The 20,461-nt window shown below is 64.3% G+C and carries 22 protein-coding genes; 13 read left to right on the top strand and 9 right to left on the bottom strand.

Features of this window, described 5'->3' with window-relative positions; translation table 11 throughout:
• The first annotated feature begins 120 nt into the window (after positions 1-120).
• Complete coding sequence (locus A3M7_RS0128780) at positions 121-1,011, top strand: crotonase/enoyl-CoA hydratase family protein (protein ID WP_027547030.1); 891 nt, start codon at positions 121-123, stop codon at positions 1,009-1,011.
• A gap of 118 nt (positions 1,012-1,129) precedes the next feature.
• Here the strand turns inward: A3M7_RS0128780 and A3M7_RS0128775 are convergent, their stop codons facing one another.
• From A3M7_RS0128775 to A3M7_RS0128765, 3 genes are all read right to left on the bottom strand, one after another.
• A complete protein-coding gene (locus A3M7_RS0128775; protein WP_027547029.1) occupies positions 1,130-2,107 on the bottom strand; it encodes an NADPH:quinone oxidoreductase family protein in 978 nt (325 codons plus the stop codon).
• Positions 2,107-2,715, bottom strand: a complete 609-nt coding sequence (locus tag A3M7_RS0128770; protein WP_027547028.1) for a 2-hydroxychromene-2-carboxylate isomerase — start codon at positions 2,713-2,715, stop codon at positions 2,107-2,109. Before A3M7_RS0128770 ends, A3M7_RS0128775 begins: the two co-directional genes overlap by 1 nt.
• A gap of 134 nt (positions 2,716-2,849) precedes the next feature.
• Positions 2,850-3,551, bottom strand: coding sequence for a glutathione S-transferase N-terminal domain-containing protein (locus A3M7_RS0128765; protein ID WP_027547027.1), 702 nt, complete (start codon positions 3,549-3,551; stop codon positions 2,850-2,852).
• 134 nt (positions 3,552-3,685) lie between these two features.
• Here A3M7_RS0128765 and A3M7_RS0128760 point away from each other — a divergent pair, with 134 nt between their 5' ends.
• Together A3M7_RS0128760 and A3M7_RS0128755 are read left to right on the top strand one after the other, a co-directional pair.
• Positions 3,686-4,708 (top strand): methionine synthase, encoded by a 1,023-nt coding sequence (locus tag A3M7_RS0128760; RefSeq protein WP_027547026.1) that lies wholly within the window; start codon positions 3,686-3,688, stop codon positions 4,706-4,708.
• Positions 4,709-4,713: 5 nt separating this feature from the next.
• Positions 4,714-4,941: a hypothetical protein gene (locus A3M7_RS0128755; protein ID WP_027547025.1), complete on the top strand. Its 228-nt coding sequence runs from the start codon at positions 4,714-4,716 to the stop codon at positions 4,939-4,941.
• On the opposite strand, the gene A3M7_RS0128750 is transcribed toward A3M7_RS0128755, so the two are convergent.
• From A3M7_RS0128750 to A3M7_RS0128740, 3 genes are all read right to left on the bottom strand, one after another.
• Positions 4,938-5,555, bottom strand: coding sequence for a hypothetical protein (locus A3M7_RS0128750; RefSeq protein ID WP_027547024.1), 618 nt, complete (start codon positions 5,553-5,555; stop codon positions 4,938-4,940). The two genes, A3M7_RS0128755 and A3M7_RS0128750, sit on opposite strands and share 4 nt — an antisense overlap.
• Positions 5,556-5,726: 171 nt before the next feature.
• Positions 5,727-6,254: a xanthine phosphoribosyltransferase gene (gene gpt, locus A3M7_RS0128745; protein WP_027547023.1), complete on the bottom strand. Its 528-nt coding sequence runs from the start codon at positions 6,252-6,254 to the stop codon at positions 5,727-5,729.
• Between the two features lie 38 nt (positions 6,255-6,292).
• Complete coding sequence (locus A3M7_RS0128740; RefSeq protein WP_027547022.1) at positions 6,293-7,030, bottom strand: molybdopterin-binding protein; 738 nt, start codon at positions 7,028-7,030, stop codon at positions 6,293-6,295.
• Between the two features lie 277 nt (positions 7,031-7,307).
• Between A3M7_RS0128740 and A3M7_RS0128735 the strand changes: the two genes are divergently transcribed.
• The 6 genes from A3M7_RS0128735 (at position 7,308) to A3M7_RS0128710 (ending at position 12,879) form a co-directional block, all read left to right on the top strand.
• On the top strand, positions 7,308-8,726 hold the full coding sequence (locus A3M7_RS0128735; RefSeq protein WP_027547021.1) for a circularly permuted type 2 ATP-grasp protein: 1,419 nt from the start codon (positions 7,308-7,310) through the stop codon (positions 8,724-8,726).
• Positions 8,727-8,730: 4 nt separating this feature from the next.
• Positions 8,731-9,675, top strand: a complete 945-nt coding sequence (locus tag A3M7_RS0128730; RefSeq protein WP_027547020.1) for an alpha-E domain-containing protein — start codon at positions 8,731-8,733, stop codon at positions 9,673-9,675.
• A gap of 110 nt (positions 9,676-9,785) precedes the next feature.
• Positions 9,786-10,634, top strand: a complete 849-nt coding sequence (locus tag A3M7_RS0128725; protein WP_027547019.1) for a transglutaminase family protein — start codon at positions 9,786-9,788, stop codon at positions 10,632-10,634.
• A gap of 87 nt (positions 10,635-10,721) precedes the next feature.
• The gene (locus A3M7_RS0128720; RefSeq protein WP_027547018.1) at positions 10,722-11,129 is read left to right on the top strand and encodes a carboxymuconolactone decarboxylase family protein; all 408 of its coding nucleotides are present in this window, start codon (positions 10,722-10,724) and stop codon (positions 11,127-11,129) included.
• Positions 11,130-11,335: 206 nt separating this feature from the next.
• Complete coding sequence (locus A3M7_RS0128715; RefSeq protein ID WP_011088363.1) at positions 11,336-12,094, top strand: proteasome-type protease; 759 nt, start codon at positions 11,336-11,338, stop codon at positions 12,092-12,094.
• A 26-nt stretch (positions 12,095-12,120) separates the two neighbouring features.
• Entirely contained in the window at positions 12,121-12,879 is a 759-nt protein-coding gene (locus A3M7_RS0128710) for an SDR family oxidoreductase (RefSeq protein WP_027547017.1), read from the top strand.
• 245 nt (positions 12,880-13,124) lie between these two features.
• Here the strand turns inward: A3M7_RS0128710 and A3M7_RS0128705 are convergent, their stop codons facing one another.
• Entirely contained in the window at positions 13,125-14,363 is a 1,239-nt protein-coding gene (locus A3M7_RS0128705) for an MFS transporter (RefSeq protein WP_049823737.1), read from the bottom strand.
• Positions 14,364-14,524: 161 nt separating this feature from the next.
• Here A3M7_RS0128705 and A3M7_RS0128700 point away from each other — a divergent pair, with 161 nt between their 5' ends.
• Positions 14,525-15,775 (top strand): NupC/NupG family nucleoside CNT transporter, encoded by a 1,251-nt coding sequence (locus A3M7_RS0128700; protein ID WP_027547015.1) that lies wholly within the window; start codon positions 14,525-14,527, stop codon positions 15,773-15,775.
• A gap of 87 nt (positions 15,776-15,862) precedes the next feature.
• Here A3M7_RS0128700 and A3M7_RS0128695 read toward each other — a convergent pair whose 3' ends face one another.
• Entirely contained in the window at positions 15,863-16,390 is a 528-nt protein-coding gene (locus A3M7_RS0128695; RefSeq protein ID WP_027547014.1) for a cupin domain-containing protein, read from the bottom strand.
• Positions 16,391-16,606: 216 nt separating this feature from the next.
• Between A3M7_RS0128695 and A3M7_RS0128690 the strand changes: the two genes are divergently transcribed.
• Entirely contained in the window at positions 16,607-18,733 is a 2,127-nt protein-coding gene (locus A3M7_RS0128690) for a tetratricopeptide repeat protein (protein ID WP_027547013.1), read from the top strand.
• An 8-nt stretch (positions 18,734-18,741) separates the two neighbouring features.
• On the opposite strand, the gene A3M7_RS0128685 is transcribed toward A3M7_RS0128690, so the two are convergent.
• Entirely contained in the window at positions 18,742-19,029 is a 288-nt protein-coding gene (locus A3M7_RS0128685; RefSeq protein ID WP_011088370.1) for an usg protein, read from the bottom strand.
• Between the two features lie 379 nt (positions 19,030-19,408).
• Here A3M7_RS0128685 and A3M7_RS0128680 point away from each other — a divergent pair, with 379 nt between their 5' ends.
• Together A3M7_RS0128680 and groEL are read left to right on the top strand one after the other, a co-directional pair.
• The gene (locus tag A3M7_RS0128680; RefSeq protein WP_011088371.1) at positions 19,409-19,723 is read left to right on the top strand and encodes a co-chaperone GroES; all 315 of its coding nucleotides are present in this window, start codon (positions 19,409-19,411) and stop codon (positions 19,721-19,723) included.
• Positions 19,724-19,767: 44 nt separating this feature from the next.
• A partial coding sequence (gene groEL, locus A3M7_RS0128675) for a chaperonin GroEL (protein WP_027547012.1) occupies positions 19,768-20,461 on the top strand: 694 nt, incomplete at its 3' end.

Below are 20,461 nucleotides of genomic sequence, written 5' to 3'. Positions count from 1 at the left end.
CCNCCCATCCACGTCTATACGCTTGCGCTGAAGCAAGTACGTGGATGCCCGGGACAAGCCCGGGCATGACGACAGGCTGCGTAGCAACACCAAGAACAAAGAAAAGGAAGGAAACCACCAATGGCGTATGAGACCATCAAATACGAGGTCGCCGAGCAGATCCTCACCATCACGCTGAACCGGCCCGACAAGCTCAACGCCTTCAACGCGCAGATGCAGGCAGAGCTGATCGACGCCTTCGACGCCGCCGACAAGGACGACAACGTCCGCGCCATCATCGTCACCGGCGCGGGCCGCGGCTTTTGCGCCGGCGCCGACCTCTCTTCCGGCGCCGATACGTTTGATCGCGACGCGCGGCGCGGGCCCGTGAAGCGCCTCGCCGACGGCAAGGTCGATTACAGCGATCCGCAGGTGCGCGACGGCGGCGGCCAGGTGACGCTGCGTATTTTCAAATGCCTCAAGCCCGTGATCGCCGCGGTGAACGGCCCTGCCGTCGGCATCGGTGTCACCATGCAGCTCGCGATGGATATCCGCATTGCGTCCGACGCTGCGCGTTTCGGCTTCGTGTTCTCACAGCGTGGCATCGTGCCGGAGGCCGCCTCGAGCTGGTTCCTCCCGCGCATCGTCGGCATCTCGCAGGCGCTGGAGTGGTGCTATTCCGGGCGCGTCTTCCCGGCGCAGGAAGCGCTTGCGGGGCGTCTGGTCAGCAAGGTGGTGCCGCCGGATGATCTGCTGCCGACCGCCCGCGCGCTCGCCAAGGAATTCGCGGCGAAGACCGCGCCGGTGTCGGTCGCCCTGATCCGCCAGATGATGTGGCGCATGATGGGCGCGGACGACCCGATGGAAGCCCACAAGGTCGACAGCCGCGGCATCTACACCCGCGGCCGCTCGGATGACGTTAGGGAAGGCGTGGTGTCGTTCCTGGAGAAGCGCCCGGCGCAATTCAAGAACAAGGTGTCCAGCGACATGCCGGACTACTTTCCGTGGTGGACGGAGCGGGAGTACAAGTGACGCGAAGCGTCATCCCGGGGCGATGCGAAGCATCGAACTATGGTGCGCAATTGCGCACCTGGGGATCTCGAGATTCCGGGTTCGCCCTTCGGGCGCCCCGGAATGACGGTGATGAAGGTCACTCCATCACCAGCGCCACACGTCCGATCGCCTTGCGGTCGATCAGCAAGCGCATCGCCTTGGCATAATCCCCAAGCGGCAGGCGATGCGAGACGTTGGGGCGCAGCTTGCCCTCCTCCGCCCATCTCAGCAGCGCCTTCAGGCGCACCTCGCCGAGCGCAGGATTCTTGCGCACGGCCTCTCCGGCGCGCACGCCGAGCACGCTCGCGCCCTTGATCAGCAAGAGATTGGTCTTCGCCGAGCCGATGCCGCCCGTAAAACCGATCACCAGCAGCCGCGCGCCCCACGCGATGCAGCGCATCGAATTCTCGAACACCTCGCCGCCAACCGGATCGAACACCACGTCGGCGCCGCGGCCGTCGGTGATGCGCTTGACGGCGTCGCGAAACGGCTCGCGGTCGTAACGCACGAGATGATCGGCGCCGCGCGCCTTGGCAATGGCGAGCTTCTCGTCGCTGGAAGCGGTCGCGATCACGGTCGCACCCAGCATCTTGCCTATCTCGACGGCGGCGAGGCCGACGCCGCCGCCAGCGCCATGCACGAGCAGAACTTCGCCCGGCTCGACCTTGCCGCGATCGATCAGCGCGTGATAGGCGGTGCCGTGGCCGGCGAGATAGGTCGCAGCCTCAACATAGTCGAACGTCGACGGCATTGGCGTGAGCTGCGCAGGCGTCACGACCGCTTCATCGGTGAAAGCGCCGTGGCGCATCTTCACGATCACCTTGTCGCCGACGGCAACGCCGCTTGCCTCTGCGCCCAATTCGGTCACGTCGCCGGCGGCCTCCATGCCGGGCGTGAACGGCAGCTCCGGCTTGAGCTGATATTCCCCGGCCGCCATCAGCACGTCGGGAAAATTCAGCCCGGCGGCGCGGATCGCGACGCGCACCTCGCCCGGCTTCAGGGCACGTGAGGGAAACTCCTCCAGCCGCAGCGTCTCGGGCGCGCCGAGTTGGCGGCAGACGACAGCGCGCACCATCAGGCCGCGCTCGCCTTGCGGCGCAGCAGCGCTTCGCGGATCAGTGGCAGGCGGTCATTGCCGAAATACATGTCGGTCTTGTCGACGAAGATCGTCGGCGAGCCGAAGCCGCCGCGCACGACGACCTCCTCGGTATTGGCCTTGAGCTGGTCCTTGATCCCCTGCTCCGCGATTCCGGCAAAGAACTTCTGCTCGTCGATGCCAACCGTCTTGCAGATCCCGGCGAGCACCGCGTCCTGCGAGATGTCCTTGTCGCTGCCCCAATAGGTCTCGAACACGGCGGTCGCGAACGGCACCACGTCCTGGCCCAACCAGATGCAGCCGCGCATCGCCTTGACGCTGTTCACCGGGAACACCGTCGGCAGCATCTTGATCGCGAGTCCGGCCGAGCGCGCCCAGTCCTGGAGGTCCTTCTTCATGTAGCGCGCCTTCAGCGGCACCGGCATCTCGCGCTGCGCATAGACGCTGGGGTTGACCGTGTTGAAGATGCCGCCGACCAGGATCGGCCGCCAGACGATCTCCGCGCCGAGCTCCCTGGCCAACGGCTGGATGTTGTGGAAGGCGAGATAGGTCCAGGGGCTGGAACAGTCGAAGAAGAATTCGATCATGGCGTTTCCTTTTCTGACGGACCTCATCCTGAGGAGGCCGCGTAGCGGCCGTCTCGAAGGATGGCCGCGGGTGAAAGTCGGGCCTTCATGGTTCGAGACGCGCCTGCGGCGCTCCTCACCATGAGGAGCTGCCGTCACTTCCTTCCCAGCAACTCCTTCGCACGCTGGCCGAACATGATCTTGCGTGATTCCTCGTCGAACGGCTCCTTGACGAACTTGCCGATCGCAAGCCCCGCCTGCACCTGCGGCCTGGCGCGGACCTCGGCGTACCAGCGCTTCACGTTCGGATAGTCCTCTAACGTAAAGCCCTGCGCCTTGTGGGTCATGGTCCAGGGGAAGCAGGCGATGTCGGCGATGGAATAGTCGCCGGCGACATAGGCGCCGGTCTTGCCGAGCTGCCGGTCGAGCACGCCATAGAGTCGCGCCGCCTCGTCGCGGTATCGCTCGATCGCGTAAGGGATCTTCTCGGCCGCATAGAGCGCGAAATGACCGTGCTGGCCGAGCATGGGCCCGAGCCCCGCCATCTGCCACATCACCCACTGGATCGTTGTGGAGCGGCCGCGCAAGTCTCCGGCCAGGAAGCGGCCGGTCTTCTCCGCCAGATAGATCAGGATCGCGCCGGTCTCGAAGGCCGAGAAAGGTGCGCCGCCATCAGCGGGTTCGTGATCGACGATGGCGGGAATGCGGTTGTTGGGCGAGATCGCGAGAAACTCGGGGTTGAACTGTTCGCCGGCGCGGATGTTGACGGGCTTCACGCGAAAGGGGAGCCCGAGTTCCTCCAGCATGATCGAGATTTTCCAGCCGTTCGGCGTCGGCGCATAATAGAGATCGATCATGACCTTTCCGTTGGCCTTTCCTTTGGGCCTTCCCCGTCGTCGCCGCTGGAATAGAAAGCGACTTTTGTTGTTCTGTACCTTGACGTTAGGACATGGCAGGAAGAGGCGCAACATAACCTGCCGGGAGGGCCGCCATGCTGTTTCCAACCACAATCGCCGGCTCCTTGCCGAAGCCCGAATGGCTCGCCGAGCCCAACATGCTCTGGGCGCCCTGGAAGTCGCAAGGCGATGAGCTGCTCCACGCCAAGCGCGACGCGACGCTGATCTGGCTGAAGGTCCAGGAGGACGCCGGCATCGACATCGTCACCGAGGGCGAGCAGGCCCGCCAGCATTTCGTGCACGGCTTCCTGGAGAAGCTCGACGGCATCGATTTCGCCCACAAGGTCGAGATGGGCATCCGCAAGGACCGCTACAAGGCGATGGTGCCGCAGGTGGTCGCGCCGCTCCGGCTCAAGGGCCGCGTCCATGCTTTTGAGGCGTCCGTCGCGCGTACGCACACCAAGAAGAAGCTGAAATTCACACTGCCAGGCCCGATGACCATCATCGACACGATTGCCGATCGCTACTATGGCGACCGCGTCAAGATGGCCTTTGCGTTCGCCGAACTGCTCAACGAGGAAGCCAAGGCGCTCCAGGCCGACGGCGTCGATCTCGTGCAGTTCGACGAGCCTGCCTTCAATGTCTACATGGACGAGGTCAACGACTGGGGCATCAAGGCGCTGGAGCGCGCCGCGCAAGGCCTGACCTGCGCCACCGCCGTGCACATCTGTTACGGCTACGGCATCAAGGCCAATACCGACTGGAAGGAGACGCTCGGCGCACAGTGGCGGCAATACGAGCAGATCTTCCCCGCGATCGACGCCAGCCCGATCCAGCAGGTCGCGATCGAGTGCCGCAATTCCAAGGTGCCGCTCGACCTGCTCGCGCTGCTCAAGAACAAGATCGTGCAGGCTGGCGTGATCGACGTCGCCAGCGACACGGTGGAGACGGCCGAGGACGTCGTGCAGGTGATCGACGCGGTGTCGAAGTTCGTTCCCAAGAGCAACATCATCGCCACCACCAATTGCGGCATGGCGCCGATGCGGCGCGAGATCGCCGAAGCCAAGCTGATGGCGCTCGGTGCCGGTGCCGCGCTGGCGCGCGAGAAGCTGGGGTAGTTGCGGTGAGCCGTTCAGCGCTCATCATCGCGGCACTCGTGGCGACCACGGCATTGGCATGCGCGGAGGACCGCTCCGTGCTCGTCAGCTGCAAGGCCATGGTCGAGCGGGCGTCGAAGGATGCGAACACCGCCAGCGAAGCCGAGCTGACCCGCTGCCGCCAGGTGATCCGCGAATGGGCGCTGCGCGATGCGCGGACGACGGTCGACGAAGAGGGTAAGCCGCTGCGCTAGCTGCGCGCTGTCGGATGCAGCACAGGCCGATAGCCGGCGACGATCGCGCGCAGAGACGACGGCGGCGTCAGCAGTTTTGCATCGGCGAGTTCGCGGTTAACTGGCGCATAGCCTGCCGGCGACCACAACAGCGCCCTGCCCTGCGCCACCAGAAAACTCTCCCCACCCTGCTGCACCATCGCGCCGTCGGGCAATTCAGCGAGCGGCATCGGCAGCGCATGCAGCTGCTTCTTGCCGCGATTGAGGCGCTCGCGATGCAGCACGGCGTCGATCGCCTTCGCGCTGACGTCGCTTGCAGCATTCCCCGCTTCCCAGGCACTGCGAAAGCGTCTGGCATCGTCGCGGCGACAAAAGAAACACGGCCGATGGCCCGCGGCAAACGCGGTGGCTTCGTCGAGGAAGAACAGCTCGGTCCAGCTCCGGCGCGCCATCACCGGCCGCCGCCAGCCGCGGAATTCGCAGAGGCACGTGATCCAGGCCGGCGACGACCAGCGCTTCTTCAGAAGCGTCTTCGTCGCGGGATCATGGATGATGCCGCGATTGCCGGTGAACATGCCGCGGTGCGGGGTGGCGATGATCTCGCCGGCGGGCGTGACGCGGTTTTGCAGGGGCATGGGTGGTGCGAGTTCACTCCCTCTCCCCGTTCTTACTGGGAGAGGGTTGGGGTGAGGGGCTGCCTCCACAAATAGGCTGAGAGTTGGACTCGCGGAAGCTCCCCCTCACCCGGATTGCATCTTCGATGCAATCCGACCTCTCCCCGCAAGCGGGGCGAGGTGAAGAAAAGATCACGCCGCCCCGTCGCGGAGCGGCGGGTGGTAGGACAGCGCGGTGTCCCACGGGAAGAAGATCCAGGTGTCCTGCGACACCTCCGTGATGAAGGTGTCCACCAGCGGACGCCCCTTCGGCTTGGCGTAGACGGTGGCGAAATGCGCGTCGGGCAGCATCTCGCGCACCAGCTTGCCGGTCTTGCCGGTGTCGACGAGGTCGTCGACGATCAACAGCCCCTTACCGGTACCGCCGCCGAGCTTCATGGCAGCTTCTGAAATGCCCTTGAGGACCTGGAGGTCGCCCTGCTTGGTGTGGTCGTAGCTGGCGATGCAGACCGTATCGATCACGCGCACGCCGAGTTCGCGCGCGACGATCGCGGCCGGCACCAGGCCGCCGCGGGTGATCGCGATCACCGCGTGGAACGGACCGACCTCGTTGAGCCGCCAGGTCAGCGCCCGGCAATCCCGGTGGAACTGGTCCCACGAGACCGGAAAGGCCTTGCCTGCCCGCTCCTGCTCGCTCAGTTCCGGTGCTTCACCGCCCATCGTCTTCTCCTGCCAATCGTCGTCCGGCAGCCTTTCTGCTACCGGGTGATGTTCAATCCTGCCAGCATTTCCTTCACCGCAGCCATGGCTGCTGCGAGCTTGTCCGCATCCCGCGAGCGCACCACCAGATTGGTGTTCGGCTTCGAGTCTTCGTCCATGAAGGGATAGCTGCCGATGATGGTGTCGGGATGGGCGGCGGCGATCGCCCGCAAGGGGCTGCCGATGTCGCCTTCCCGCGCATTGGCGCGGACCGATTCGGAGAGCATGCGCACGCCCGATTTCAGCTTGGGCGAGACGATGTCCATCATCGCCTGCATGATCGACGGCACGCCCGCCATGACGATGACATTGCCGATCTTGAAGCCGGGCGCGAGGATGGTCGCGCTCTGGATCAGCTCGGCGCCGTCGGGGATGCGGGCCATGCGCAGGCGGGCCTCGTTGAGGTCCTGCTCGCTCCAGCGTTCGCGGAAACGGGCAACCACCTCGGGGTGGTGGTCGATGCCGACGCCGAACGCCTTGGCGACGCTGTCGGCGGTGATGTCGTCATGGGTCGGCCCGATGCCGCCGGTGGTGAAGACGTAATTGTAGCGATGCCGCAGTGCATCCAATGCGGCGATGATGTCGTCCTCGTCGTCGGAGACGACCCGAACTTCCTTCAGGTCGATGCCGATATTGGTCAGGTATTCGGCGATGAAGCCGATGTTCTTGTCCTTGGTCCGGCCGGACAGGATTTCGTCCCCAATGACCAGAATGCCCGCCGTGACGATCTCGCTCATGCCTTAAGTCCCTCACCTGTAGCGCCGACTTTGCCGAGGTAACGCGTTGAAGTCACGCGGTTTTGCTGCCGAAATAAGCAGTCCTCAGCCATTTTTTCAGGCAAGCTGCCTGCTATCCCCGGTAAATGCTGCCAGTCCATGCTTATCGCGCTGGCCCGGCCCTTGCTACCACCTGAAAGTCATGCACTCTTGCCGCATGGCCAGGACGTTGCGGTCTTCACCAAGGCCTGACGACCTGTGAAATGGCGCAACGCCTTGCGGAGACAAGTCGGGATCTATGGCAGTCGCGTTTGATGAAATGAATATTCCCGGCGGGGACCTTCGCCCCGCCTATCAGGAGCTGGCGCGCTGGCTCAAGGAGACGCCTCCCGAGGCGCTCGAATATCGCCGCCAGGAAGCCGAGCTCCTGTTCCGCCGGATCGGCATCACCTTCGCCGTCTACGGCGATTCGGAATCGACCGAACGCCTGATCCCCTTCGACGTGATCCCCAGGATCATGTCGGGCAAGGAATGGGCGCTGCTGGAGAAGGGCCTGAAGCAGCGCGTGCGCGCGCTCAACATGTTCCTGCGCGACATTTATCACGGCCGCGATATCCTCCGCGCCGAGGTCGTGCCCGACGATCTGATCTTCCAGAACCCGGTGTTCCGGCCCGAGATGAACGGCCAGCAGGTGCCGCACGACGTCTACGTGCACATCGCCGGCATCGACATCGTCCGGGTCGACGCCGAGGACTTCATCGTGCTGGAGGACAATGCGCGGACGCCCTCGGGCGTGTCCTACATGCTGGAAAACCGCGAGATCATGATGCGGCTGTTTCCGGATCTGTTCGCCCGCCACCGCGTGGCGCCGGTCGAGCGCTATCCGGACGAGCTGCTAGCGGCCCTGCGCTCCGTGGCGCCGCAAAGCGCCTCGGGCGAGCCGACGGTCGCCCTGCTCACGCCGGGCGTCTACAACTCCGCTTACTACGAGCACTCCTTCCTCGCCGACAAGCTCGGCATCGAGCTGGTCGAGGGCCGCGACCTCATCGTCAAGAACAACGAAGTGTTCATGCGGACGACCGAGGGTGTGAAACGCGTCGACGTGATCTATCGCCGCGTCGACGACGATTTCCTCGATCCCCTCACCTTCCGCCCTGACTCCGTGCTTGGCGTGCCCGGGCTGATGTCGGCCTATGCGGCCGGCAACATCACGCTCGCCAACGCGGTCGGCACTGGCATCGCCGACGACAAGGCGATCTACTCCTACATGCCTGACATCGTGAAGTTCTATCTCGGCGAGGAGCCGATCCTGAAGAACGTACCGACCTGGCGCTGCCGCGAGCCGAAGGACCTCGCCTATGTGCTGGACAATCTCGGCGAGCTCGTCGTCAAGGAAGTGCACGGATCCGGCGGCTACGGCATGCTGATCGGGCCCGCCGCGACGAAGGCGACCATCGAAGCCTTCCGCGAGAAGCTCAAGCGCGAGCCGGAAGGCTTTATCGCGCAGCCGACGCTGGCGCTCTCGACCTGCCCGACTTGCACGGCCACCGGCCTTGCTCCGCGCCATGTCGACTTGCGGCCGTTCGTGCTGACCGGCAGCAAGAGCACCACGATCGTGCCGGGCGGGCTCACGCGCGTCGCGCTCAAGGAAGGCTCCCTGGTGGTGAATTCGAGCCAGGGCGGCGGCACCAAAGACACCTGGATTTTGGACGAGTAGTCAGATGCTGTCGCGTACCGCCGAAAACCTCTACTGGCTCGCCCGCTACGTCGAACGGGCCGAATATCTCGCGCGCACCATCGATGCGACGCTGCGCGTCACCGCGCTTCCCGCCGCCTATATCGGCAAGACCAACGAATGGGACTCGGCGCTGCTGACCGCCGGCGTCGCCGCAAGCTTCTATCAGACCTACGAGGAAGCCAACGAGCACAACGTCGTCGAATACCTCTCGTTCTCGCCGAACAACCCGTCCTCGATCAGGAACTGCATCGAGGCGGCGCGGCTGAACTCGCGCTCGGTGCGCACCGCGCTCACCAGCGAGATGTGGGACACCATCAACTCGGCCTGGATCGAATTGCAGGAGGTCTGGAACAAGGGCACCTCGACGCGCGAGGATCTCGCCAAGTTCCTGCGCTTCGTGCAGGAGACCTCGCTGCGCTTCGACGGCTCGGCCTACCGGACCATGCTGCGCAACGACGCCTACTGGTTCTCGCGGATGGGCGTGCATCTGGAACGTGCCGATAACACCGCGCGCATTCTCGACGTGAAGTACCACGTGCTGTTGCCCGAGGAAGAGCATGTCGGCGGCCCGCTCGACTTCTACCAGTGGACTTCGATCCTGCGCTCGGTGTCGGCGCTGACCGCCTATCACTGGGTCTATCGCGAGACGCTGAAGCCCTGGCTGATCGCGGATCTCTTGATCCTCAACGACACGCTGCCCCGCTCGCTGGCCAGCTGCTACGGCAACCTCGTGCGCAATCTCGACCAGATCGGCGTCGCCTACGGCCGCCAGGGTCCCGCCCAGCGCCACGCCCGCGGCATCCGCAACCGGCTCGAACACAGCAATATGAACGACATCTTCCAGCACGGGGTGCATGAATTCATTCAGGAATTCATCGCGGACAATTCCAGGCTGGGCGAAATCATCACGAAGCAGTATTTGATCTGATACACGCCGTCATTCCGGGATGGTCCGAAGGACCAGACCCGGAATCTCGAGATTCCGGGTTCGGTGCTGCGCACCGCCCCGGAATGACGACGCCAGAACAACGGTCCATCATGCGCCTGCGAATCCAGCACACCACCACCTATCGCTACGAGCCGCCGGCCACCAGCGTGATCCAGATCCTGCGCATGACGCCGTGCAGCCATGACGGGCAGTATGTGGCGGAATGGCAGATCGACGTCTCGACCGACACCAAGCTCGACACCCACGAGGACGCCTTCGGCAACGTCACCCACGTGCTGTCCTGCGGCCCTGTCGGCGACATCAAGATCACGGCCGAGGGACTGATCGAAACCCACGACACCGGCGGCGTGCTGCGCGGCGCCGACGAGCGCTTTCCGGCCGGCATGTTCCTGCGCACGACGGAACTGACCGAAGTCAATCCGGCGATGGCGGCGGTGGCACGCCAGCTGCGCAGCGAGGCCGAGAGCGACACGCTCGGCTTCCTGCATGCGCTGATGAGTGAGATCAGCGACCACATGACGTTCGACGAGGATCCGACCAACAGCGGCACGTCGGCGGCGGAAGCCTTCACGCTCAAGCGCGGCGTCTGCCAGGACTACGCGCATATCTTCATCGCCTGCGCCCGCACCGGCGGCGTGCCGGCCCGCTTCGTCTCCGGCCATTTCCTGCGCTCGGACGGCACGTTGCACCAGGATGCCGGCCATGCCTGGGCGGAGGCCTATGTTCCCGATCTCGGCTGGGTCGGCTTCGATCCCGCCAACAGCATCTGCGCCACCGACGCCCATGTCCGCGTCGCGATCGGGCTCGACTATCTCGGCGCAGCCCCCGTGCGCGGCACCCGCTATGGCGGCGGCACGGAAACGCTGTCTGTGACCGTCAAGGTCGAGCAGGCCGGCCGCGGCGGGCAATCACAGTCGCAGTCACAGCGGCAGAGCTAGGTAGCCGCATCTCGCCACGACGTGCTGCCGGCCGACCGCATGAGCCGTGCTACAATCGCAAGGTCACACCCGACCCGCGAGGTACCCATGGCGACCGTAAAGCTGCTTTCGGACGATGAGCTCTCCAGCGAAGCGCGGGCCGTTTTCGACGACATCCGCAAGGTTCGGCAGTCGGATTTCGTCAACAATTTCTGGCGCGCGCTGGCGCATGATCCGAAGACGCTGCGGCGGACCTGGGAGAGCATCAAGGAGGTGATGGCGCCGGGGGCGCTCGATCCCAAGGTCAAGGAAATGCTCTATGTCGCGGTTTCGGTGGCGCATGGCTGCAGCTGCTGCATCCATTCGCACACTGCCGGCGCACGGGCCAAGGGCATGACCGAGGCCGAATATGGCGAGCTGCTCGCCATCGTCGGCATGGCCGCGGAGACGAACCGGCTGGTCACGGCTCTCGGCGTTCCCGTGGACGAGGCGTTTCTCGTCGATGCCGCTGACTGAGGTGGACAGCTGCACCTGCCCGTCATTCCGGGGCGCGCGCCAGCGCGAGCCCGGAATCCATCGGGCCGCAGCGTCCGGCGATGAATGGATTCCGGGTTCGCGACTTCGTCGCGCCCCGGAATGACAGTCTCCCCGCGGGAATCGGGGGTTTCATGCCTCCCCGAAATTGGCTAGTAATTCCGCGCAAACGCGTTCGGGGACTGGAAATGACCTATTGTTGCGGAATCCTGGTTCGGGACGGTCTGGTGATGATCGCCGATACCCGCACCAATGCCGGCCTCGACAACGTCTCGACCTTCCGCAAGCTGCATATCTTCTCCAAGCCCGGCGACCGCATCATGGCGATCGCCAGCGCCGGCAACCTCGCCATCAGCCAGTCGGTGCTGTCCACACTGACCGAAGGCCTCGAGGATCCCAACACGGGCGAGATCGAGACGCTGATGAACGCGCCGACCATGTTCCAGGCCGCCCAGCGCATCGGCCGGGCGATCCGGGCGGTGCATGCGACCGAAGGCCCGGCGCTGAAGTCCGAGGACGTCTCGTTCGACGTCTCCTTCCTGTTCGGCGGCCAGATCAAGGGCGCGCGCATGCGCCTGTTCATGGTCTACACCGCCGGCAATTTCATCGAGTGCACCACCGACACGCCCTACTTGCAGATCGGCGAGCACAAATACGGCAAGCCGGTGCTCGACCGCGCCATGCATTACGACGTCGAGCTCTACGAGGCGCTGAAGACCGGCCTGATCTCGATGGACTCGACCATGCGCTCCAACCTCGGCGTCGGCCTGCCGATCGACGTGCTGGTGGTGCGCGCCGACGCCTGCGATGCCGATCTCAACCACCGCATCGAGGCGGGCGAGCCCTATTTCCACGATCTGCGCTCGCGCTGGTCGGCAGCCTTGCGCGCCGCGCATCAGAACATTCCGCGCCCGCCCTACAAGAACGAAAAAGAACCCAAAACCTGACAACTTGAGAGAAAAGGCAGGAAACGATGAGTGAAGCGAAAAAGATCGCAGTGGTGACGGGCGCCGGCACCGGAGTCGGACGCGCGGCCTCGCTGGCGCTGATGAACACCGGCTTCACCGTGGTGCTGGTCGGGCGCCGGCTCGACATGCTCGAGGAGACGGCGAAGCTCGGCCCCGCCGGCAAGAGCCTGTGCGTCACCGCCGACATGACCAAGCCGGACTCGATCGCCGCGCTGTTTGACAAGGTGAAGGCGACCTATGGCCGCCTCGACGTGCTCTTCAACAATGCCGGCATGGGCGCACCGGCCGTGAACTTCGAGGATCTCAGCCTCGAGCAGTGGCAGGCGGTGGTGAACACCAACCTCACCGGCCCGTTCCTGTGCACCCAGCACGCCTTCCGCATCATGAAGGACCAGACCCCGCGCGGCGGCCGCATCATCAACAACGGCTCGATCTCGGCGCACGCGCCGCGGCCGTTCTCGGCGGCCTACACCTCGACCAAGCACGCCATCACCGGCCTCACCAAGGCGAGCAATCTCGACGGCCGCATGTACGACATCGCGGTCGGCCAGGTCGACATCGGCAATGCGGCAACCCCCATGACCGATCGCATGGTCAACGGCCCCGGCGTGCTCCAGCCCGACGGCACCACCAAGCACGAGCCGCGCATGGACGCCAAGGCGGTCGGCGATGCCGTCGCCTACATGGCCGGCCTGCCGCTGGATGCCAACGTGCTGACCATGACGGTGATGGCGACCAAGATGCCGTTCGTCGGACGGGGCTGAACCATAAAAGCGCGAAAACAACCCCATGCACAGTAGGCGGCGTGGGGTTGTGGCCTGCCTTCGGCAAGGGGGGTGAGACAACGTAACCCCCTGCGCCATCTCCACAATCGTCATTGCGAGCGTCTTGTCCGCCATAGCTCGAAGAGCGACGGCGGAAGCGAAGCAATCCAGACTGTCGCTGCGGCAAGATTCTGGATTGCTTCGTCGCAAGAGCCCTCGCAATGACGAGTGGAGAGAGCGGAAGCCTACTCCAGGCTCTCCACCTTTCGCAGGCTCGGAAACAGCTTCATCCAGAGCAGCGCGACCGCGACCGTGCAGACGCCGCCGAACACTGCCGCCGGCATCGCACCGAGCAGCGCGGCTGCCACGCCGCTCTCGAACTGGCCGAGCTGGTTGGAGGCGTTGATGAAGAGGAAATTCACCGCGCCGACCCGGCCGCGCATCTCATCGGGCGTGGACAGCTGCACCAGCGAGAAGCGGATCACGACGCTGATCGTGTCGGCGGCGCCGAGGATCGCGAGCGACAGCACCGACAACCACATCCATGACGACAGCGCGAACACGATGGTCGCGATGCCGAACACGATCACGGCCTGGAACATGCGCAGGCCCACATGCCGCGAGATGGCGTGGCGTGCCAGCACCATGGTCATCAGCAGCGCGCCGACCGCGGGCGCGGCGCGCAACACGCCGAGGCCGACCGGACCGGTCTGGAGGATGTCGCGGGCATAGATCGGCAACAGCGCGGTAACGCCGCCGAACAGCACTGCGAACAGGTCGAGCGAGATGGTGCCGAGGATCGCCGGATTGCGCCGGATGAAGCGGACCCCGGCAAAGATATTGTCCGAACCCGTCCCCTCCTTGGCCACCGCCTGCGGGCGCGGCTGGATGAAACCGGTCAAGATCATCCCGAGAACCCAGAACAGCAGCATCACGGCATAGGCAAGATGCGGCGCGACTGCGTAGGCAAAACCGCCGAGCGCGGGACCCGTGATGGTCGCGACCTGCCCCGCGCCGCTCGCGACTGCCGTTGCCCGCTGGAGCGAGCCCTGCGGCGCGATCAGCGGCAGCAGCGCCGCGGTGGTCGGGCTTTCGAAGGCGCCGGCGATGCCGAGCACGAAGGTCGCGATGAAGATCTGCACTTCGCTGACGGCACCGACATAGGTGATGATGGCGAGATAGAGCGCGGTCGCGGCTTCCACGAGCTGGCAGAGCTGGACCACGCGCTTGCGCTCAAAACGGTCGGCGGCGTGGCCGGCGACGAACACCAGCAGCGCGGTGGGCAGGAACTGCACGAGCCCGACCATGCCGAGGTCGAAGGCCGAACCGGTGAGGTCGTAGATCTGCCAGCCGATCGCGACCGCCGCGATCTGGCTGGAAAAGCGCGACAGGCTGCGCGAGAGCAGGAAGAACAGGAAGGCGCGGTGGGAGAGGAGCACGCCGGCACTGACCGGCGGATTTTCGGATATTGGCTGCTCTGGCATCGCCTTTTGGGTCACCCTCGGACCGCTCGCCCCCTTGACGTCGACATGCCCCCGCGTGACTGAGGCGGGCCTGCTTGTCAACAGCCGGGCGTTTCCCGCACGTCCCGGCATTGCCTTTGCAACGCACGCGCGGCCATAATCATGGAGGGTTTGGGGACATCATGCTGCGGCTGCAATCGGCACTCGGCATTTTCGCATTGCTGCTGATCGCGTGGGCGTTGGCAGAGAATCGCCGCGCGGTCTCGCTGCGCCAGGCGGCGATCGGCCTTGTCGTGACCTTCGTCACCGCGGCCGTGCTCCTGAAGCTGCCGGTCGTCGCCCATGCCTTCGGCGCCATCAACGACGCGGTCGGCGCGATCTCCGCGGCCTCGCGCGCCGGCTCCTCCTTCGTGTTCGGCTATATCGGCGGCGGCCCCCTGCCCTTCGATCTGAAGGTGCCGGGCGCCGATTTCATCCTGGCGTTCCAGGCGCTGCCGATCGTCCTGGTCATGAGCGTGCTGACGACGCTGCTGTTCTATTGGCGGGTGCTGCCGCCGATCGTGCGCGGCATGGCCTGGCTGCTCGAACGCACGCTCGGCGTCGGCGGCGCGGTCGGGCTCTCGACCGCGGCCAACATCTTCCTCGGGATGGTCGAGGCGCCGCTGTTCGTGCGGCCCTATCTGGCGCAGATGACGCGCAGCGAATTGTTCCTGGTGATGACCGGCGGCATGGCCGGCATCGCCGGCACGGTGCTGGTGCTCTATGCGACGCTCCTTGCTCCCCTTATCCCCGACGCCGCGGCGCATTTCGTCATCGCCTCGGTGCTGGGCGCGCCGGCCGCGATCCTCGTCAGCCTGATCATGGTGCCGGAGACGTCGGACAAGCGCACCGGCGGCGCGCTGGAGGATCCGGAGATGGCGGTCTCCGGCACGATGGATGCGATCGTGAAGGGCACGAGCGCAGGGATTGAGCTGCTGATCAACATCGTCGCGATGCTGCTGGTGCTGGTGGCGCTGGTCTATCTCGTCAACGCCATCCTCGGCCTGTTGCCTGATATCGCCGGCGCCGCGATCTCGTTGCAGCGCCTGCTTGGCCTCGTCATGGCGCCGGTGTGCTGGCTGATGGGATTGCCCTGGGATCAGGCGGTGACGGCCGGCAGCCTGATGGGCACGAAAACGGTGCTCAACGAACTGATCGCCTATGTCGACCTGTCGAAGCTCGCGCCGGATGTGCTGGACACACGCTCGCGCCTGATCATGCTCTACGCGATGTGCGGCTTCGCCAACTTCGCCAGCCTCGGCATCATGATCGGCGGCTTGGGGGTGATGGCGCCGGAGCGCCGCGAGGAGATCAACGCGCTCGGGCTGAAGTCGATCGTCTCGGGGACTCTGACGACGTGTTTGATGGGGGCGATCGTGGGGGTGTTGAGTTAGCTCTCTCCGCCCGTCATTCCGGGCTCGCGCCAAGAGGCGCGCCCCGGAATGATGGCGGAGAACGACAACACGCGGCTGCGCGTCAATCTACGCCTTCAGCTCCACCGTCTTGAACTCCGCCGGCAGGATCACCTCCAGCAGCTCGACGTCATCAGAATAATCCAGGATCATGTGCTTGATCTTCGGCGGCTGGGTCCAGGCGCTGCCTTGCTTCATCAGCGTCTCGCCCTCCCCCTCCATGTAGGTCTTCACCCAGCCCTTGAGGACATAGACCATCTGGAATTCGACGTCGTGGAAGTGAAGCTTTGAGACTTCTGCGGGATTGCAGGGGCCCTGCAGCCGGATCACATGCGCTTGCGCGAGCCCATGGCTCGCATCGGCAATGCCCAGATCGCGATATTTCGCATAAGCGCGCAGGCCATCGGCCTTGAAGTCTTCCTCGCGGTGATGGCTGATCGCGACGCGCTGCCGGGGACGTACGGGCTTCTTCGGAGCGGTCGTGCGAGCCTTTGCCTTCACCGTCTTGCGCGCCGAGGATCGCGCCGCCGCCTTGGTGCCGCTCCGCTTCTTCACCGCGGTCTTCGTTGCGGGTCTTGATGCCTTTTGCCTGGCCATTGTCTGCCTCCCTGATCTGAGCCGCGCCCGCCGGACGGGTACAACCCGAAGGCAGACTATCCAGTCCTGGACGAGGCAGCAATCGCGGGTTCGGGCTGGTCACGCGACGACGCCTCGCTCGTAGCTTGTCCGAAGCTGTCGTCGCGAACGGCCGTCGTCTCGTATTCGTTCCCTCGCCGATTTAATCTCGCCAGGAGATTCTGGGGGACTTGATTCATGAGCAACAGCGTAGGTCAGCGTGCATTTCAAAATGCCCGGCTTCGGAAACGGCAGGAGGCCGACGTGCTGCCATTGCTCGGGAACGCCCTCCAGCTGCAAAAGAAAGGGCTTCTCCCCGAGGCCAAGGCGGCCTATCGCCAACTCCTGCAACTCGCGCCCAACCAGTTCATCGCGCTGCACATGCTCGGCGTCCTGGAGTCCGACGCCAAGAGCTATCAGCAGGCCGAAATTCTGCTGAGCCGGGCGGTTGCCGCGGATCCGCGATCTGCCGAAGCTCATATGAGCCTGGGCGTCGCGCTGAACGGGCTACGACGTCACGACGAGGCCTGCGAGAGCCATCGAAGGGCCCTCGCCTTGCGCCCCAACTACGCCCTCGCCCTGTCCAATCTCGGTAACGCGAGCGTGACCCTCGATCTTCAGGAAGCGCTCGCGTGCTACGACAAGGCGCTCGCAATTGACGGAAACCTTGCCGAAGCCCACAACGGCCGGGGTTGGGCGCTCTGCCGTCTGCGCAATTTTGACGAGGCCATCGCAAGCTTGAACCGCGCGCTATCGATCAAGCCTGACTATGCCTCAGCGCTGGCGAACCGCGCCGTCGCATTGCAGGAGCTGCTGCGATTTGACGAAGCCATGGCGGATTGCAATCGGGCGGTCGCCCTGGCACCCGACGACGCGAACGGGTGGCTCTGGCGGGCCAGCGTCTGGCTCCAGATGAAGCAAATGGCCGAAGCATTGCCCGATTGCGAGAAGGCCCTCGCCATCGATCCCGAGTCCGCTCAAGCTCACCTGGTGCTGGGCCTTTGTCTCACCGGACTTGGCCGGGTCGACGAAGCCCTGGCCAGTTTCGACAGGGCTCTTGCCATTACGCCTGACTTCGCGAGCGCAATCTCCAACAAGATCTTCGCACTCGATTTCTTGGGCGATGCCAGCGTTGAGCAGCATCAGCAAGCGCGGCAAGTATGGTGGGATCAGATCGGCGCGAAAGTCGCTTCGGAAGCGGCGAGATCGCACGACAACAGCCGCGATCCGGATCGCCCTCTGGTGCTTGGCTATGTCTCGGCGGACTTCAACGCGCATTCGGCCGCGTTCATCTTCAAGCCGGTCTTGCAATACCATGACCGGGAACAGTTCGAGATCGTGTGCTACTCTTGCTCGTCCAAAGCGGATGCGGCGACCGACGAATTTCATAAGATCGCCGATCGCTGGCGCGACGCCTCGCAATGGAGCGACGAACGCCTCGCCGATCAGATCCGCGCCGATGGCGTCGATATCCTGATCGATCTGTCCGGCCATACGAAAGGAAACCGCCTCGGCGTGTTTGCGCTCAAGCCGGCGCCGATCCAGGTGCATGGCTGGGGCCACGGTACCGGCACCGGTCTGCCAACGATCGATTATCTGTTCTCGGACCCGGTCGCGATTCCTGCCGCGGTTCGGCATCTGTTTGCGGAAACCGTCGTCGATCTGCCGTGCTTTGTCACGCTGGAGCCGCTGCCGATCGAGCTTGCGCGGGCGTCAACGCCGGCGACCTCGAACGGCTTCGTCACATTCGGTGTCTTCAACCGCATCAGCAAGATTTCGGACGCGGCCGCGCAGGCCTGGTCCAGGATTCTCGAGAGGGTGCCGGGGTCACGGCTGCTGATCAAAGATCTTGCGCTGGACGATCAACTGGTCCGCGACAATCTGCTGGCACGGCTTGCAACTTGCGGAGTGCCCGCCGAACGCGTCGATCTGCTCGGAACCACCTTGCGAATCGATCATCTGAGATCATTCCATCGCGTCGATATTGCCCTCGACACGTTCCCGCAGAACGGCGGCGTCAGCACGTTGGAAGCCTTGCAGATGGGCGTGCCCGTGGTGGCGAAGCTCGGGAACAGTCTGCCCAGCCGTGCCGGCGGCTCCATCCTCACCGCGGTTGGCCTGCCCGACTGGGTTACGGATAGCGAGGAGGCATATGTCGACATCGCGGTGAGCCGTGCGGCGCAGATCGACGACCTCGACAAATTGCGCCGCGAGCTGCCCGGACAGGTCAGGGCTGCGCCCGCCTGCAACCCGGTCGCCTACGCGCAAGCGGTGGACGAGGCCTATCGCGCGATGTGGAAGCGCTATTGCAGCAGCGACGCCTGATCGCTGCGTCAATGCAGCCTGAACACGCCGTCGACTGCACGTAGCTCGGCCGGCTTGATCAGCTTGGAATGCGCGACGGTGACCGAATACAGGGGACCGTCGAGCTTCTGCTGCCAGAACGCCAGGAAGTCGGTCAGCGCCGGGAATTTCGGGAAGAGATCGTAGTTCTGCCAGACATAGGTCTGAAGCAGCGAGGGATGATCCGGCATCCGATAGAGAATTTCAGCCGTCGTCAGCCCGTAACCCAGCACCTGTTTCCGGAAGTCGTCGGAAACCACCCCAACCCGCGAGACCATGCCAACCTCCTTTGCAGGAGCGCATTCAGGGGGCGGCTTGATCCGGTACGCTGCTTACGAGCCACCCGGTGGAGATGCGCTCACATGAGAGAAATGTGACGCAAACTGATAATCCATCTCAAGCCCAAAAGTTTAACAAGCTGTTGAAATTCAATGCGTTAGCAGCAGAGACGGCTCCGTGCTAATACGGTCCGGCTGACGGTTAACGATGGAAAAGAGATTCTGGCAGAGCGCGCTTCCGAGTGCCGATTTTTCTGCTAGAAGCCCTTGCCCCCGCAAAATTCCTGTCCTATTTCAGCTTCGCCTGTGCTAGCACTCGCTGGCACAGACTGCTAACAATCTGAAATCATCAACCCGAGCAATTGCTTAGGAGGACTGCATGAAATTCCGTCCGCTTCACGACCGCGTCGTGGTCAAGCGCATCGACGCAGAAGAGAAGACCGCTGGCGGCATCATCATTCCCGACACTGCCAAGGAAAAGCCCTCCCAGGGCGAAGTCGTCGCCGTCGGCCCCGGTGGCCGCGACGAAGCCGGCAAGCTGATCCCGATCGACCTGAAGGTCGGCGACCGCGTGCTGTTCGGCAAGTGGTCCGGCACCGAGGTCAAGATCGACAGCGTCGATCTGCTGATCATGAAGGAAAGCGACATCATGGGCGTCCTCGACGTCCCCGCTTCCAAGAAGAAGGCGGCCTAAGAGCCCCCTCTCGCCCCCAGCCAAACACCTAAGGAAAAATCCAGATGGCAGCTAAAGAAGTCAAATTCTCGGTTGAAGCGCGCGACAAGATGCTGCGCGGCGTCGACATTCTCGCCAACGCGGTGAAGGTCACGCTCGGTCCGAAGGGCCGCAACGTCGTGCTCGATAAGTCGTTCGGCGCTCCCCGCATCACCAAGGACGGCGTCACCGTCGCCAAGGAGATCGAGCTCGAGGACAAGTTCGAGAACATGGGCGCCCAGATGGTGCGCGAAGTCGCTTCCAAGTCCGCTGACGCGGCCGGCGACGGCACCACCACCGCCACCGTGCTCGCCCAGGCGATCGTGCGTGAAGGCGCCAAGTCGGTTGCCGCCGGCATGAACCCGATGGACCTCAAGCGCGGTATCGACCTCGCGGTCGAAGCCGTCGTTGCGGACCTCGTCAAGAACTCCAAGAAGGTCACCTCGAACGAAGAGATCGCCCAGGTCGGCACCATCTCGGCCAACGGCGACCAGGAGATCGGCAAGTTCCTCTCCGACGCCATGAAGAAGGTCGGCAACGAGGGTGTCATCACCGTCGAGGAAGCCAAGTCGCTCGAGACCGAACTCGACGTCGTCGAGGGCATGCAGTTCGACCGCGGCTACATCTCGCCCTACTTCGTCACCAACGCCGACAAGATGCGCGTTGAGATGGACGACGCCTACATCCTCATCAACGAGAAGAAGCTCTCCTCGCTGAACG

This window comes from Bradyrhizobium sp. WSM2254 (genome assembly GCF_000472645.1).
Lineage (GTDB): Bacteria > Pseudomonadota > Alphaproteobacteria > Rhizobiales > Xanthobacteraceae > Bradyrhizobium > Bradyrhizobium niftali.
The sequence above is the reverse complement of the archived record's forward strand: the minus strand, read 5'-3'. Positions and strand labels throughout refer to the sequence as shown.